The following is a 13,828-nucleotide window of genomic DNA, read 5'->3' as shown; positions in this document are numbered from 1 at the left end:
TCAGCTCCCCGCCAGCGCCCGCTTCGCCGCCTCGGCGAGGAAGCGCGAGGCCGTCGGCAGGATCTCGTCGTTGAAGTCGTAGCGCGGGTGGTGCAGTTCCCGCCCGTTCTCCGCCGGCCCGTTGCCGATCCAGACGAAGGCGCCGGGCACCATCTTGAGATACCAGGCGAAATCCTCGCCGGTCATGGCCGGCGGCACGTCGCGCCGGAGCTGCGTCACCGCGGCGGCGGCGGCGGCGGCCAGATCGCGCTCCGCCGGGCTGTTCGCCGTCACCATCACGCCGGCGCGGAAGGAGAAGCTGGCATGCACGCCGAAGGTGGCGGCGACGCCCCGGGCGATGCGGTCGAGGCTTTCCTCGATCGTCGCGCCGTCCTCGTCGCGCAGCCAGCGTGCCGTGCCCTTGAGCGTGACGCGCGCGGTGATCTGGTTCTGCGCTTCGCCGCCCTCGACCACGGTGATGGAGACGACGCCGCCGTTCAGCGGGTCGAGGTTGCGCGCGACGATCGACTGCACGGCGACGATGGCGTGCCCCGCCGCGATCATCGGGTCGCGCGTCAGGTGCGGCAGCGCGGCATGGCCGGCATGGCCGTCGAAGACGATCTCGAAGCGCGCCCCGGCCGCCATCACGGCGCGGTCATGCACGGCGATGGTGCCGGCCGGCAGGCCCGGCCAGTTGTGCCAGCCGAAGATGCGCTCCATCGGGAACCGCTCGAACAGCCCGTCGGCGATCATCGACTTCGCGCCGCCGCCGCCTTCCTCGGCCGGCTGGAAGACCAGGCGGACCGTGCCGGTCCAGGCCGGGTCGTCGAGCAGCACCTTGGCGGCGCCGAGCAGCGCCGCGGTGTGGCCGTCATGCCCGCAGGCATGCATCACGCCGGGATTGGTGGACTTCCAGGGGATGTCCTCGTTCTGCTCCTGGATCGGCAGCGCATCCATGTCGGCGCGCAGCCCGACCGAGCGGTTGCCCCCGCCCCGCCGGAGCGTCGCGACCACGCCGTGGCCGCCGACATTCTCGGCGATGTCGGCGACGCCCATCTCCTTCAGGCGGGCCACGACGAAGGCGGCGGTCTCGCCCTCGTGAAGGGTCAATCCAGGGTTGGCGTGCAGATGGCGTCGCCAGGCTGTAAGGGTCGCGGAAAGATCGGTGTGCATGATTCGCGAACCCTATCCCGCCGGGCCGCGGCGCACCACCGCCGCCGGCGCGGCCGGCGCGGTGCTGTCGCTGCTTCTTGCCTGGCCCGCCGCCGGGCAGGAGGACCCGCCCGCCCTGCCCTACACGGCGGAGGTCGCGCCGCTGGACGATTCCGGCCTGCGCGCCACCGCCGAGGCCGTCGCCCAGACGATCCGCCTGCGCGAACGCGCGCCGACGGATGCCTTCGGCCTGATCGGCCGGGTGCGTGCCGACCTGCCGCGCCTGCAGGACGCGCTGCGCGCCGAGGGCTTCTGGGGCGGGCATGTCACCGCGACCATCGCCGGCCTGCCGCCGGACGACCCCAGCCTGCCCGGGCGGCTGCAGCGTGCGACGGAGCCGGTGCCGGTGGTCCTGACGCTGGTGCCCGGGCCGCGCTACCGGATCGGGCGCATCAGCGTCGCCGCCGAGCCGGCCGCGGCCGCCGCCCCGGTACGCGCAGCCGCCGCCGAGGCCGGCCTCGCCGAGGGCGACCCGGCCCGCGCCGAAGCCGTGCTCGCCGCCGAAACGGCGATCCGCGACGCGCTGCGCCGCGCCGGCCATCCGCTCGCCACCGTCGCCGGGCGCGAGATCTGGGTCGACCACGACCGCCGCAGCATGGACGTCGCCTGGCGCTTCGCCCCCGGTCCCCGCGCCACCTTCGCGACGCCGGAGGTCACCGGCCAGGTGCGCACCAGCAGCGGCCTGCTGCAGCGCACCGCGGCGCGGCAGCTCGACGGGCGCGACTATTCGCCCGCCGCGCTGGAACGCGCGCGCCGCGCCCTGGTCGCCCTCGGCGTGTTCGAAAGCGTCCGCGCCGAGCCCGCCGCCGCGCTGACGCCGGACAACCGGCTGCCGGTCACCTTCGTCGTCGCCGAGCGGCCGCTGCGGGCGATCGGCGGCACCGTCTCCTACGAAACCAACTACGGCGCCGGGATCAGCGCCTTCTGGGAGCACCGCAACCTGTTCGGCGGCGCCGAACGGCTGCGCCTGGACGCTGAGGCCGCACGGCTGACCGAGAGCAGCCTCGGCAACGCCACCTACCGCGCCTTCGCCACCCTGACCCTGCCCGAGATCTGGCGCCGCGACGCGCGGCTGACGGCGCGCGTCGGCGCCGTGCGGGAAATGCTCGAAGCCTATGATCGCGACGCGATCGTCACCTCGGCCCTGGCCGAGCGTCGCCTGTCCGAACGCCTGGCGGTGCAGGCCGGGCCGCTCTACGAGACCGGGCGCATCGGCCGCTACGGCGTGATGGAGGATTTCTCCCTGCTCGGCTTCGTCACCGGACTGCGCTGGGACGACACGACCAGTCTGCTCGACCCCACCAGCGGGCGGCGCGGCGCCGTGACCGCAACGCCCTTCTGGTCGATCCAGGACGGCAGGACCTTCACGCGGCTGCTGGCGACGGGCAGCACCTATCTCGACGTCACCGGGGACGCGCGCGGCGTGCTGGCGCTGCGTGCCGCGCTCGGCGCCACGGTGGGTGCGACGCGGGACGAGATCACCCTCGACAAGCGCTTCTATTCGGGCGGCGGCGGGTCGGTGCGCGGCTACACCTTCCAGTCGATCGGGCCGCGCGATGCCGGCAACCGGCCGCTCGGCGGGGCGAGCCTGATGGAATTCGCGGTGGAATGGCGCCAGCGCATCTCCGGCCCCTGGGGGGCGGTCGCCTTCGTCGATGCCGGCAGCGTCGGGGAGGAGTCCTACCCCGGCAGCGGCGACCTGCGTGTCGGCGTCGGCCTCGGGCTGCGCTACCTGACGGCGATCGGGCCGATCCGCGTCGATGTCGGCGTGCCGCTCAGCACGGAGCGCGGCGATCCGTCCTATGCGCTCTATGTCGGCATCGGGCAGGCGTTCTGAGATGCGGAGCCTCCGGCGATTCCGTCGCCTCCTGTACGTCACGGTCCTGGCGCTGCCGGTCCTGCTGCTCCTGCTGGTGGCCGGCGTGCTGGTCTGGGCGAATGGCGCGGGCGGCCGGGCGATGCTGGCGCGGCTGGCGGGCGACTTCGTCCCGGGCCTGACCATCGAGGGTCTGTCGGGCCCGCTCCCCGGGCGCATCGGCGTGGCCAGGCTGGTCATGGCCGACGACGAGGGCGCCTGGATCGAGCTGGAGGAAGCGCAGGTCGCGCTCGACCTGATGGCCCTGCTGCGGCGGGAGGCGCGGATCACCGCCGTCACCGCCCGCCGCGTCGCGCTGCACCGCCTGCCGCCGGGCGACGGCGCGCCGCCGCCGCCGCCCGACCCCGACGCGCCGCTGATCCCGGCCCTGCCCGACCTGCCGGTGACGCTGCGGCTCGACCGGCTGGCGCTGGAGCGCATCGAGCTCGGCGCGCCGGTCATCGGCGTGGCCGCCGTGCTGGCGGTCGAGGGCCAGGCAGCGCTCGCCGCCGGGCGGCTGTCGGCGCGGCTGGAGGCGCGCCGGCTCGATGCGCCGGCGGAGGTGCGGCTCGTCCTCGACCTCGCGCCGGGGGCGGACCGGCTGACGGCGCAGCTCGACGCCAGCGAGCCGCCGGACGGGTTGCTCGCGGCGGCGCTCGGCCTGCCAGGGCGGGCGGCGCGGGCCCGGCTGTCGCTCGACGGGCCGGCGAGCGGCGCACGGCTGGCGCTGGAGGCCGCGTTCGGCGAGGACGTCACGCTCTCGGCGGAGGGCGAGGTGCGCGCCGCGGCGGATGGCGCGGCGGGGGCGAATCTCACGCTGCGGCTGGCCGCCGCCCCCCTGCTCCCCGAGGACCTGCGCGGCGCCGCCATGCCGATGGAGGTGACGCTCGATGCCGCGCTCGATGCGGCGCGGCGGCTCGCGCTGCGGCGGCTTGCCGTGCAGGCGCCGGCCGGGCGGGTGGAGGCGGAAGGCAGCGCGGATCTCGCCGGATCGACGCTCGATGTCGCGGCGCGCGTCGCGCTGGGGCCGAGCAGCACGCTCGGCCCGCTGCTGCCGCCCACCGCGCGCTGGGATGCCCTGCGCGCCGAGGCGCGCGCGACCGGTGCGATGGCGGCGCCGCGGGTCGCGCTCGACCTGGCGATGGAGGCCTTCGGCAGCGACACGCCGGCGCTGGCGGCGGCCTTCGGCGCGGCGCCGCGGCTATCCCTGCGCGCCGCCCTGCCCGACCGCATCGAGGCGCTGTCGCTCGACGGCGCCACGCTGCGCATGACCGCGGAGGGCGATGTCGGCGAGACGCTCGATGCCACGGTCCGCGCGAGCGTCGCCGATCTCGCCCCGCTGGTGCCGGGCCTCGCCGGCGCCCTGCAGGCCGAGGCGCGCGCCACCGGGCCGCGCACCGATCCTTCCCTGCGGCTGACCGCGCGCGGGGAACGGGTGGAAAGCGCCGGCCAGGTGATCGAGGCGCCGGAACTGGAACTGACCGTCGCGACGCCGCTCACCGCCCCGCGCGCCGAGGGGCGGCTGCGCGCAACCTATGCCGGGCTGGCGGCGCGGCTGGACCTGCACGCGCTGCCGGAGGGCGAGAAGGTGCGGCTCGAACGCCTGGCCGCCGCCTTCGGCCCGGCGCGGCTGGACGCACAGGGCCTGCTCGACCCCCAGGCGGCGACCTTCGCCGGCGAGGCGGCGCTGGAGGTGCCGGAGCTCGCGCCCTTCTCCGCGCTGGCCGGCATGCCGCTGACCGGGCGGATCGGGCTGCGCGCGGCGCTGACCGTTCCCAACGGCGTGCAGGGGATCGACGCGACGCTGGAGGTGCCGCAGGCGAGCGCCGGCGGCACGGCGCTCGGTGGGCGGGTGACGGCGCGGGGCACGCTCGCCGCGCTGGACGCCGTGGTCGAGGCGCAGGCCGCCGGGGCGCGGCTGAACACCCGCGCCCGCATGACCCAGGACGGCGCGGCGCGGCGCGTCGAGATCGCCGAATTGCTGCTGCGGCGCGGTGCCGATTCCCTGCGCTTGACCTCGCCCGCGCGGGTGACGCTGGCGCAGGATGGCGGCGTCGGCCTGGACGGCGTCGCATTGACCACCAGCCGCGGCGGCACCCTGCGCGCCGAGGGTCGCTGGGGGCCGGAGACCGCCGATCTGCGCGCCACGCTCGCGGCGCTGCCGGTCGCGGCCGTCGCCGCGCTCGCCGCGCCCGATGTCGCGGTGGAGGGCATGATCGGCGGCGAGGCGCGCCTCACCGGCCCCGTCGCCGATCCCGCCGCGCGCTTCCGCATCGAGGCCACCGGCCTGCGCAGCCCGGACCCGGCGATGCGCGGCGTGCCGGCGGCGCGCATCCTGGTCGAGGGCACCGCCGGCGCGCGCGCCGCCGACGTACGGCTGGACGCCAATGCCGGCACGGCGCTGCGCGCGAGCGGCACGGCACGGCTGCCGGGCGGCTTCGCGGGGAATGCGCCGCTCGCCGTGCAGCTCGACGCCAATGCGGATGTCGGCGCGCTGGCCGGGCCGCTGCTCGCGGCCGGCGCGCAGCGCGTCACCGGGCGCGTGAGCGTGCAGGCAGAGGTCGGCGGGACGGTCGGCGCGCCGCGCATCGGCGGGCGCGCGACGCTGGCCAACGGGTCCTTCCGCGACCTCGCCCAGGGCGTGACTCTCACCGACATCACCGCCGCGCTGCGCGGCGACGGGGATCGCGTGACGATCGAGCGCATCGACGCGCGCACGCCCGGTGGCGGGACGCTCGGCGTGACGGGCACGCTCTCGCCCCTCGCGCCCGGCCTGCCGGCGGAGATCGCCGTGACGGCGCGCGGCGCGCGGCCGCTGCGCTCCGACCTGGTCTCCTCGGTCTTCGATGCCGATCTGCGCCTGGCCGGCCGCGTGCTGAAGCAGGCGCGGCTCGCCGGCCGCATCGCCGTGCAGCGCATGGACATCACCGTGCCCGAGCGCCTGCCGGCCAGCGTGCAGCGGCTGGACGGCGTGCGCGAACGCGGCCGCCGCCCGGCCGGAACGCCGCCGCTGGCGCCGCCGCCGCCGCCGGGCGCGCCCTCCGGCATGCCCGACATCGCGCTCGAGATCGCGGTCGAGGCCCCGCGCGCGGTCTTCGTGCGCGGCCGTGGCATCGACGCGGAATTCGGCGGCACCCTCGGGGTCGGCGGCAACATCGCGGCGCCGACGATGACCGGCGGGCTGACGCTGCGGCGGGGCAACATCTCGGTCTTCGACCGTCGGCTGGATTTCCGCCGCGGCACCGTCTCCTTCGACGCCGGCACGCTGGTGCCGACGCTCGACTTCCTGGCGACCTCGCGGGCGCGGGAGGTGACGGCGAACGTCACCGTCACCGGGCCGGCGACCGACCCGAAGCTGGAATTCTCCTCCACGCCCGAACTGCCGCAGGACGAGATCCTGTCGCGGCTGCTGTTCGACCGGCGGGCCAACGAGCTCAGCCCGTTCCAGCTGGCGCAGCTTGCGCAGGTGCTGGCCGGCGCGGCCGGGATCGAGACGCCGGGCGCGGGCGGCATCCTCGACCGCATCCGGCGGACGCTGGCGCTCGACCGGCTCGCGGTGGGGGAGGAGCGCAGCCGGGACGGCAGCCGCAGCCAGGGGGCAACTCTGGAGACCGGGCGATACGTGGCGGACGGGGTGTATCTCGGCATCCGCCAGGGCGCCGAGGGCGGCGCGCCGCGCGTCGGCGTGCAGGTCGACCTGCTGCCGCGGGTGCGCGTGGAGGCGGAGACGGGCGGCAACAGCGCGGGCGGCGACCGGGTGGGGCTGTCGTTCGAGTACGAGTACTGAGGCAGGAAGGTCGGGGGGAGGGAACTCCCCCCGATCCCCCCTCCTTCCTTGATCACCTGGAGGGGCGGGCCTGGCGCGCCGGCTGCGCCTGGCTGACAGACAAGGAAGGGAGGGGGTGCGGGGGAGGTTCCCCTCCCCCGCCCTTCACCCTTTGACGTAGCCCAGCCAATCCCACCAGGTCGCCGTCAGCAGCAGGATCAGCCCATAGCCGATCACGGTGATGACCACGCCCGACCGCGTGAAGTCCCGGCCCCGAAAGCAGCCGGTGCCGAAGGCGACCATGTTCTGCGGCGCGTTCACCACCAGCATGAAGCCGAAGGAGACGACGAACTGCAGGATCATGGTGAGGCCCACCACGTTCACCGGCACGCCGTGGCGCGACACCTCCTGCAGCACGGAGATGACGATCGGGATGAAGGCGGCGGCCAGCGCCGTCGCCGAGGCGAAGCCGAGATGCACCACGATCAGGAAGGCCGCCATCACCGCCACCACCATGAAGGGGGTGGCCTGGCGCAGGCCGAAGACATCGACGATCTGGTTCGCCATCCAGCCGGCGCCGCGCGTCTGCACCAGCACGGTGCCGAGGGCGATGCCGATCGCGAACAGGATCAGCGTGCCCCAGGGCAGCGCAGCCTGCGCCTGCTTCCAGGTCATCACGCCGATCTTCGGCAGCATCAGCACGGTGACGGCGATGATGGTGGAGGAGGCGGTGTCGAGCGGATGGAGCTTTCCCTCCGTCGCCCAGAAGCCGAGCAGCAGGATGCCGGCGAGCAGGGTGCGCTTCTCTGCCCCGCTCATCGGGCCGAGCGCCTCGAGGTCCCGCGCGATCGCCTCGGCGCCGCCGGCGGCGACCTCCGCCTCCGGCGTGTGGAAGCGCCACAGCACGGCGAAGACCACCGGCGCCATGATCAGCCAGAAGGGCGCGGCGGCGATCAGCCAGTCGAGCCAGGTCACCGTCGCGCCGGGGATGGCGCGGCCGATCAGGCCGAGGAAGGTGGCGTTCTGCGCCGCCGCCGTCAGCACGCCGATGTTCATCACCGAGCAGATCTGCGCCGAGCCGATCATCAGCAGCGCGGCGAGCCGGCTGTCGCGCTGCACGCCGAAGGCGGCGATGATGCCGAGCACGATCGGCACCACCGCCGAAACCCGCGCGGTCGCCGAGGGCACCAGGAAGGCGAGCATGATGCCGACCGCGAGCGTGCCGGCGAAGATGCCCCGCGGCCTGGTGCCGACGCGCGAGAGGGTGGCGAGCGCGATGCGCCGGTCGAGCCCCGTCGCCGTCACCGCCGCGGCGAAGACCAGCGCGGCGGCGACCAGCGCGACGGCGTTGTTGGCGAAGCCCGCGATCGCCCAGTCGCGCGCGCGGGCGATGCCGATGATCTTCGTGGGGTCCTGCATGTCCGGCGCGCTGCCGACCAGCAGGATGATGAGCGTCGCGATCAGGAAGGCGGAAACGGTGAGGTCCACCGCCTCGGTCACCCACAGCACCACGGCGAAGAGCAGGATGCCGATGGCGCGCTGCCCGGCGACCGGCAGCCCGGCCAGCGGAGGCGCGAGCACCACGGCCGCCAGCACCGCACATGCGATGACGAGGCCGATCCATCGCCGCGCCCCGTCGCCGCTCTCCGCCGCTGCCGTCGCCATGCCCGCCCCTCCGGTGACCTGAGGCAAGGATCGCCTCGGGCCGCGGCCACGGCCTTGACGCGGATCAAGCAGGCGGCGCGCCGAGGGCCTGCATGACGGCGGCGCGCTTTTCCATCCACCAGCCATGCTGGGGCGGCCAGCAGGCGAAGACCTCCTCCGTCGTGCCGGGTTCCAGCGCGGCGCGGGCCATCAGCGCCCAGTTGGGGTTGTTCATCGCCTCGCGGCCGATGGCGATGAGGTCGGCCTCGCCGGCCGCGAGCGCGGCCTCGGCCTGGTGCGGGCCGATGATGAGGCCGACCGCCATGGTGGCGAGGCCGACATCGCGCCGGATCTGCGCCGCGTAGGGCACCTGGAAGCCGTAGCCGCGCGGCACGCGCTTGCTGCCCGTGGCCGAGCCGCCGATGCCGCCGGAAGAACAGTCTATGACATCGACGCCGAGCGGCTTCATCGCCCGCGCGAAGGCGAGGCTGTCCTGCATCGTCCAGCCATCGTCCACGCCATCGACGGCGGAGATGCGCACGAAGACCGGGCGGTCCTCGGGCCAGGCCGCGCGCACGGCCTCGATCACCTGCAAGGGAAAGCGCATGCGGCCGGCAAGGTCGCCACCGAAGGCATCGTTGCGCGTGTTCGAGATGGGCGAGAGGAACTGGTGCAGCAGGTAGCCGTGGGCGCAGTGGACCTCCACGGCGTCGAAGCCGGCGGCGCGGGCGCGCTTCGCGCCGGTGGCGAAGGCCTCGGCGATCCTCGCCATGCCGGCGGGATCGAGCGCGGCGGGCGTCAGGTGGCCTTCCGCGATCGGCCGGGCAACGGCGGAGACGATGTCCCAGGTCGTCTCGCCCTTGGCGAATTGATCGGGGCCGAGCGGACCGTTGCCTTCCCAGGGGCGCTGCATCGCGCCCTTGCGGCCGGCATGGCCGAGCTGGATCGCCGGCACCGCGCCCTGGGCCTTGATGAACCCCGCGATGCGCCTCAGCGGCGCGACGTGGTCGTCGGACCACAGGCCGAGATCGCCATGGGTGATGCGGCCCTCGCGCAGCACGGAGACGACCTCGCTGAACACCAGGCCGAAGCCGCCGACCGCGAAGCGACCGAGCTGGACCATGTGCCAGTCATTCGCCATGCCTTCCGTCGCGGAATACTGGCAAAGCGGCGGCACGACGGCGCGGTTGGGAAGGGTCAGGCCGCGCAGCGTCAGCGGCGAGAACAGCAGCGATCCCATCTGGGACATCCTCCTGGGCGATCGGTTGCGCGCAGGATGGAACGGCCCGGCCTACCCCGCCAGATGTCCCCGCCGCACCAGCCGCGGCAAGAGCCCGTCGACCGGCCCGGCGAGCACGGAGACGGCCCAGGCCGCCCCGGCCACCAGCACGATCGCCGGCCCGGTCGGCACATCGGCGTGATAGGAGACGAGCAGCCCGACGACCGACGCCGCCAGCGCGATGCCCACCGCCGCATAGGTCATGCCGGAGACCTCCCTCGCCCAATGCCGCGAGGCGATCGCCGGCAGCATCATCAGCCCCACCGCCATCAGCGTGCCGAGCGCCTGGAAGGCCGAGAGCACGTTCAGCACCACCAGCGCCTGGAACACCAGGTGCCACAGCCCGCCGCGCGCGCCGGCCGCGGCGGCGAAGGACGGGTCGAAGCATTCCAGCACCAGCGGCCGCCAGCCGAAGGCGAGCACCACCAGCGTCAGCGTCGCCACGCCCGCCATCAGCAGCAGCGCCGCGTCGTCCACGCCGAGCACGGAACCGAACAGGATGTGCGAAAGGTCCGTCGCCCCGCCGCCGCCCATCGAGATCATCGCCACCCCCGCGCCGAGCGCGAGCAGGTAGAGCGCGGCGAGCGTCGCGTCCTCCCGCCCGCCCGTCGCGCGGGACAGCGCACCGGCACCGACCGCCACCAGCAGCCCGGCGACCAGCCCGCCGAGCCACAGCGCCGGCGCCGACAGCCCCGCCAGCAGGAAGCCGAGCGCCACGCCCGGCAGCGCGCCATGCGCCAGCACGTCGGCCGTCAGGCTCATCCGCCGCAGCACGAGGAAGACGCCGAGCACCGGCGCCGAGACGGACAACGCCATGCAGCCCACCAGCGCGCGGCGCAGGAAGCCGAACTCGGCGAAGGGGGCGATCAGCAGATCGTGCATGTCGCTACCGCGTCAGACCCGCCACCAAGGCGGCCCCATGCCCCGCATCGGGCCCGGAGCGCACGGCGCGACCGCGCCCGGACCACCCAATGCGCCAATGCACCGCGCGCAAGCCAGGCACGCGGATGCGTGCGCCGGCGCCTGAGGCACGATCACGCAGCAATATGGCAGTGCTCGGCCTCGTCCGCCCAGGCCTCGGCCATCATCCGCGCCTTGAGCCGGTTGGCGGCGGAGAGCGCCTGCCCGGTCGGGCCCCAGGCGATGGCGTCGCGGGCGATCAGCAGCGTCTCGGGGAAATCGCGCGCCACCAGGTCGAGGTCGTGCAGCACGGCGATCACCGTCCGGCCCTCCCCGTGCCATTCGCGCACGAGCCGCAGCAGGTCGGCGGAGGTCTTGGCGTCCACCGCGTTGAAGGGCTCGTCCAGCAGCAGGATGTCGGCGTCCTGCACCAGCAGGCGGGCGAACAGCAGCCGCTGCGTCTGGCCGGCGGAGAGCGAGCCGACCGGCCGGTCCTCGAAGCCCGACAGGCCCACGGCGGCGAGCGCCCGGGCGGCGCGGTCGCGCTCGGCCTGCGGCACGCCGCGGAAGGCGCCGAGCCGCGGCCACAGCCCCTGCATCACCACGTCGCGGCAGGCGATCGGGAAGGCGCGATCCAGCGCGGCGAGCTGCGGCAGCAGCGCGATGCGCGCCGTGCCTTCGTGCGCGATGCGGCCGCTCTCGGGCTTGTGCAGGCCCGCCAGCGCGCGCAGCAGCGTGGTCTTGCCGGCGCCGTTCGGGCCCACCACCGCGGTCAGGCTGCCGGGCGCGAAACGCCCGGAGACATGATGCACCGCCGGATGGCGCCCATGGGTGAGCGTCAGGTTCTCGAGCCGGATGCCGGCCGGGCTGCGGGTCGCGCTCATGCCGCCATCGCCCAGAGCGCGGCCGCCCACAGCACGGTCGACACGCCCCCTGCCAGCATCAGGCGGGAGAGCGCGCCGGAGGCGAGCGCCAGGGGATCGGGCATGCGGGGAACCATAACGTTATGATGTAACATACGGTCCCGGCTGGGCAAGGGCGGCGTGGCGGCCTATCTGCGCGTTCCATGCAGGGCAGCCCTCCGATCGATCCCGATGCCGACCTCCGCCGCGGCCTCGCGCGCCACCGGGCGCTGGCCACAGGCATGCTGGTGGGCATGGGCGGGCTGCTGGTCGGCACCTACCACATGCCGCCGGGCTATTGGACCGACCTCCTGCAGGCCTCGGCCAAGGCGGGGGTGGTCGGCGGGCTCGCGGACTGGTTCGCGGTGACGGCGCTGTTCCGCCGGCCGCTCGGCCTGCCCATCCCGCACACCGCCATCGTGCCGAACCAGAAGGAGAGGCTGGGGCGGGCGCTCGGGCGCTTCGTCTCCTCCCACGTCTTCACCGAGGCCGAGGTGCGGCGCGTGCTGGGGCGGCTCGACCTGGCGCGGATCGTGCAGCGGTTCCTCGCCGACCCGGCGGCGTCGAAGCCCGCCGCGGCGGCACTGGCAGGCAGCCTGCCGCGGGTGGTGGCGAGCCTCGAGGACGGGCGGGCGAAGCGGCTGCTGGTGCGGCTGCTGCCGCGCATCGTCTCGGGCCCCGCCGGCGCGCGGCTGGTGGCGCGCGTGCTGCGCGCCTTCGTCGCCTCGGGCCGGCACCAGGAGGTGTTCTCGCTCGCCATCGGCCAGTTGAAGGTGCTGCTGGAAGCCCGCGAGGACGCGCTGCGCACGGCGATCGAGGCCCGCATCCGCGCCGAGGGCGGTGCGGTGCTCGGCTGGCTCGCCGGCGCGACGGTCGCCAAGCGCATCCTGCACGCCATCAACACCGAGCTCGAGAAGGTCGAGCCGGAGGATTCCAACCTCCGCGCCGCCTTCGCCGAATGGCTCGGACACGAGATCGAGCGGCTGGAGACCGACCCGGAGCGCGCCGCCGCCATCGGCCGCGTGCTGCGGGAGGCGCTGGCGCACCCTTCCGTCGCGGTCTGGCTGTTGGATGTATGGGCACGGCTGCGCGCGGCGCTGGTGGCCGATGCGGCACGGCCGGACGGGCGGACGGTGGCGCTGCTCTCCGGCGTCTTCGCCAATGCCGGCACGCTGCTCGCCGAGGATGCGGCGGCGCGGGAGCGGCTGAACCGCGCCACGGAAGGCGTGCTGATGACGCTGCTGCCGAGCGCCACGGCGCAGCTCTCGGATTTCATCGCCGGGGTGGTGGGCAGTTGGGACGCGGCGACGGTGGCCGAGAAGATCGAGCTCCGCGTCGGGCGGGACCTGCAATATGTGCGGATGAACGGGACGCTGGTGGGGTTCCTGGCCGGTGGCGTGCTGTTCGCGCTGCTGACGGCGGTGTTCGGGCGGGTGGCGAGCTGACGGCCGCCGCCTGACGTCCCGCCAGGGCGGCTTCCGTTCGCCCCGGCTCGGGGCAGCCGTTCCCGCCTCCCATCTGCGGGAGCATCTTCACCCGATCAGGTGGTTGCGCCTGACCGGGACCTGCCCTCGCCGGCGCAGTCCGGCGGGGTTCGCAAGCGGCCGTTCCCCGCCCCCCGGGTGTGCCCGATCCGCAGCGCTGCCGTCGGCGCCACGATTGCGGCCGTTCCCCGCCCCCCCGGGTGTGCCCTCCTGCCGGGTCTTCCGGCCCCTGGCCGGGCCGAGGCGGCGGGCCTCCACGGCGAATTGCGGTCCGGGGATCGTCCGGTCCGCCGATGGCGCCGCCGTCAGCCGCCCTGCCCCGTCGACGAGAGCTTGCGGACACCCGCTGCGTGGGCTGCCCGGCCATCGCCTTCGGCCGGTCGCCGACGGGGTCAACGGCAAGGCGAGCAGGCTGCGCGGAGTCGGTGCGGCGGGCATGCGCGCGACCGTGATGCTGATGCCGGGTCGGCGGAACGGCTGACCGGCATCGGGCTGCCCCGCTTTCCGGGGGCTTCGGCGACGGGACGCCATTCGTTGATGCCGGGCGGCGGACCACGCATGCGGAATGATGGGTCGGGGTGCCTCCGGCTAACTTGCAAGTGACTCGCATTCGCATTACAACTCCGTCCAGTTCAGGAGAATGGAGCTGGTCAAGAATCGTTTCATCGAAATCGTCACGAGTCATGAACTTGCTGTTCATTCCGGGCCTTGATCTGCCCATCAAAGCGACAATCATATGAAAACAATCGCCTATAGGACTCCGAATATTATCATTCTCCACGCCGGCTGACTTTATATTGTTGTTTC

At 74.3% G+C, this 13,828-nt stretch carries 8 protein-coding genes; 3 read left to right on the top strand and 5 right to left on the bottom strand.

The window, feature by feature from the left end:
- Nucleotides 1–1,152 (bottom strand): amidohydrolase, encoded by a 1,152-nt coding sequence (locus GXW74_RS22835; protein ID WP_211848905.1) that lies wholly within the window; start codon nucleotides 1,150–1,152, stop codon nucleotides 1–3.
- Here GXW74_RS22835 and GXW74_RS22830 point away from each other — a divergent pair.
- Nucleotides 1,151–3,028, top strand: a complete 1,878-nt coding sequence (locus tag GXW74_RS22830; protein WP_211848904.1) for an autotransporter assembly complex protein TamA — start codon at nucleotides 1,151–1,153, stop codon at nucleotides 3,026–3,028. The two genes, GXW74_RS22835 and GXW74_RS22830, sit on opposite strands and share 2 nt — an antisense overlap.
- A 1-nt stretch (nucleotide 3,029) precedes the next feature.
- Nucleotides 3,030–6,833 carry a translocation/assembly module TamB domain-containing protein gene (locus tag GXW74_RS22825; protein WP_211848903.1) on the top strand — a complete coding sequence of 1,268 codons (3,804 nt, stop codon included), beginning with the start codon at nucleotides 3,030–3,032 and terminating at the stop codon, nucleotides 6,831–6,833.
- A 144-nt stretch (nucleotides 6,834–6,977) separates the two neighbouring features.
- On the opposite strand, the gene GXW74_RS22820 is transcribed toward GXW74_RS22825, so the two are convergent.
- The 4 genes from GXW74_RS22820 to GXW74_RS22805 form a co-directional block, all read right to left on the bottom strand.
- Nucleotides 6,978–8,477 (bottom strand): DASS family sodium-coupled anion symporter, encoded by a 1,500-nt coding sequence (locus tag GXW74_RS22820; protein WP_211848902.1) that lies wholly within the window; start codon nucleotides 8,475–8,477, stop codon nucleotides 6,978–6,980.
- Between the two features lie 64 nt (nucleotides 8,478–8,541).
- On the bottom strand, nucleotides 8,542–9,696 hold the full coding sequence (locus GXW74_RS22815) for an NADH:flavin oxidoreductase/NADH oxidase (protein WP_211848901.1): 1,155 nt from the start codon (nucleotides 9,694–9,696) through the stop codon (nucleotides 8,542–8,544).
- A 51-nt stretch (nucleotides 9,697–9,747) separates the two neighbouring features.
- Nucleotides 9,748–10,617 carry a metal ABC transporter permease gene (locus GXW74_RS22810; protein WP_211848900.1) on the bottom strand — a complete coding sequence of 290 codons (870 nt, stop codon included), beginning with the start codon at nucleotides 10,615–10,617 and terminating at the stop codon, nucleotides 9,748–9,750.
- A 152-nt stretch (nucleotides 10,618–10,769) separates the two neighbouring features.
- Nucleotides 10,770–11,519 carry a metal ABC transporter ATP-binding protein gene (locus GXW74_RS22805; RefSeq protein WP_211848899.1) on the bottom strand — a complete coding sequence of 250 codons (750 nt, stop codon included), beginning with the start codon at nucleotides 11,517–11,519 and terminating at the stop codon, nucleotides 10,770–10,772.
- 182 nt (nucleotides 11,520–11,701) lie between these two features.
- Between GXW74_RS22805 and GXW74_RS22800 the strand changes: the two genes are divergently transcribed.
- Entirely contained in the window at nucleotides 11,702–12,982 is a 1,281-nt protein-coding gene (locus tag GXW74_RS22800) for a DUF445 domain-containing protein (RefSeq protein ID WP_211848898.1), read from the top strand.
- The last annotated feature ends 846 nt before the right edge of the window (nucleotides 12,983–13,828 follow it).

It is taken from the genome of Neoroseomonas eburnea (assembly GCF_018129005.1).
GTDB lineage: Bacteria > Pseudomonadota > Alphaproteobacteria > Acetobacterales > Acetobacteraceae > Neoroseomonas > Neoroseomonas eburnea.
The sequence above is the reverse complement of the archived record's forward strand: the minus strand, read 5'-3'. Positions and strand labels throughout refer to the sequence as shown.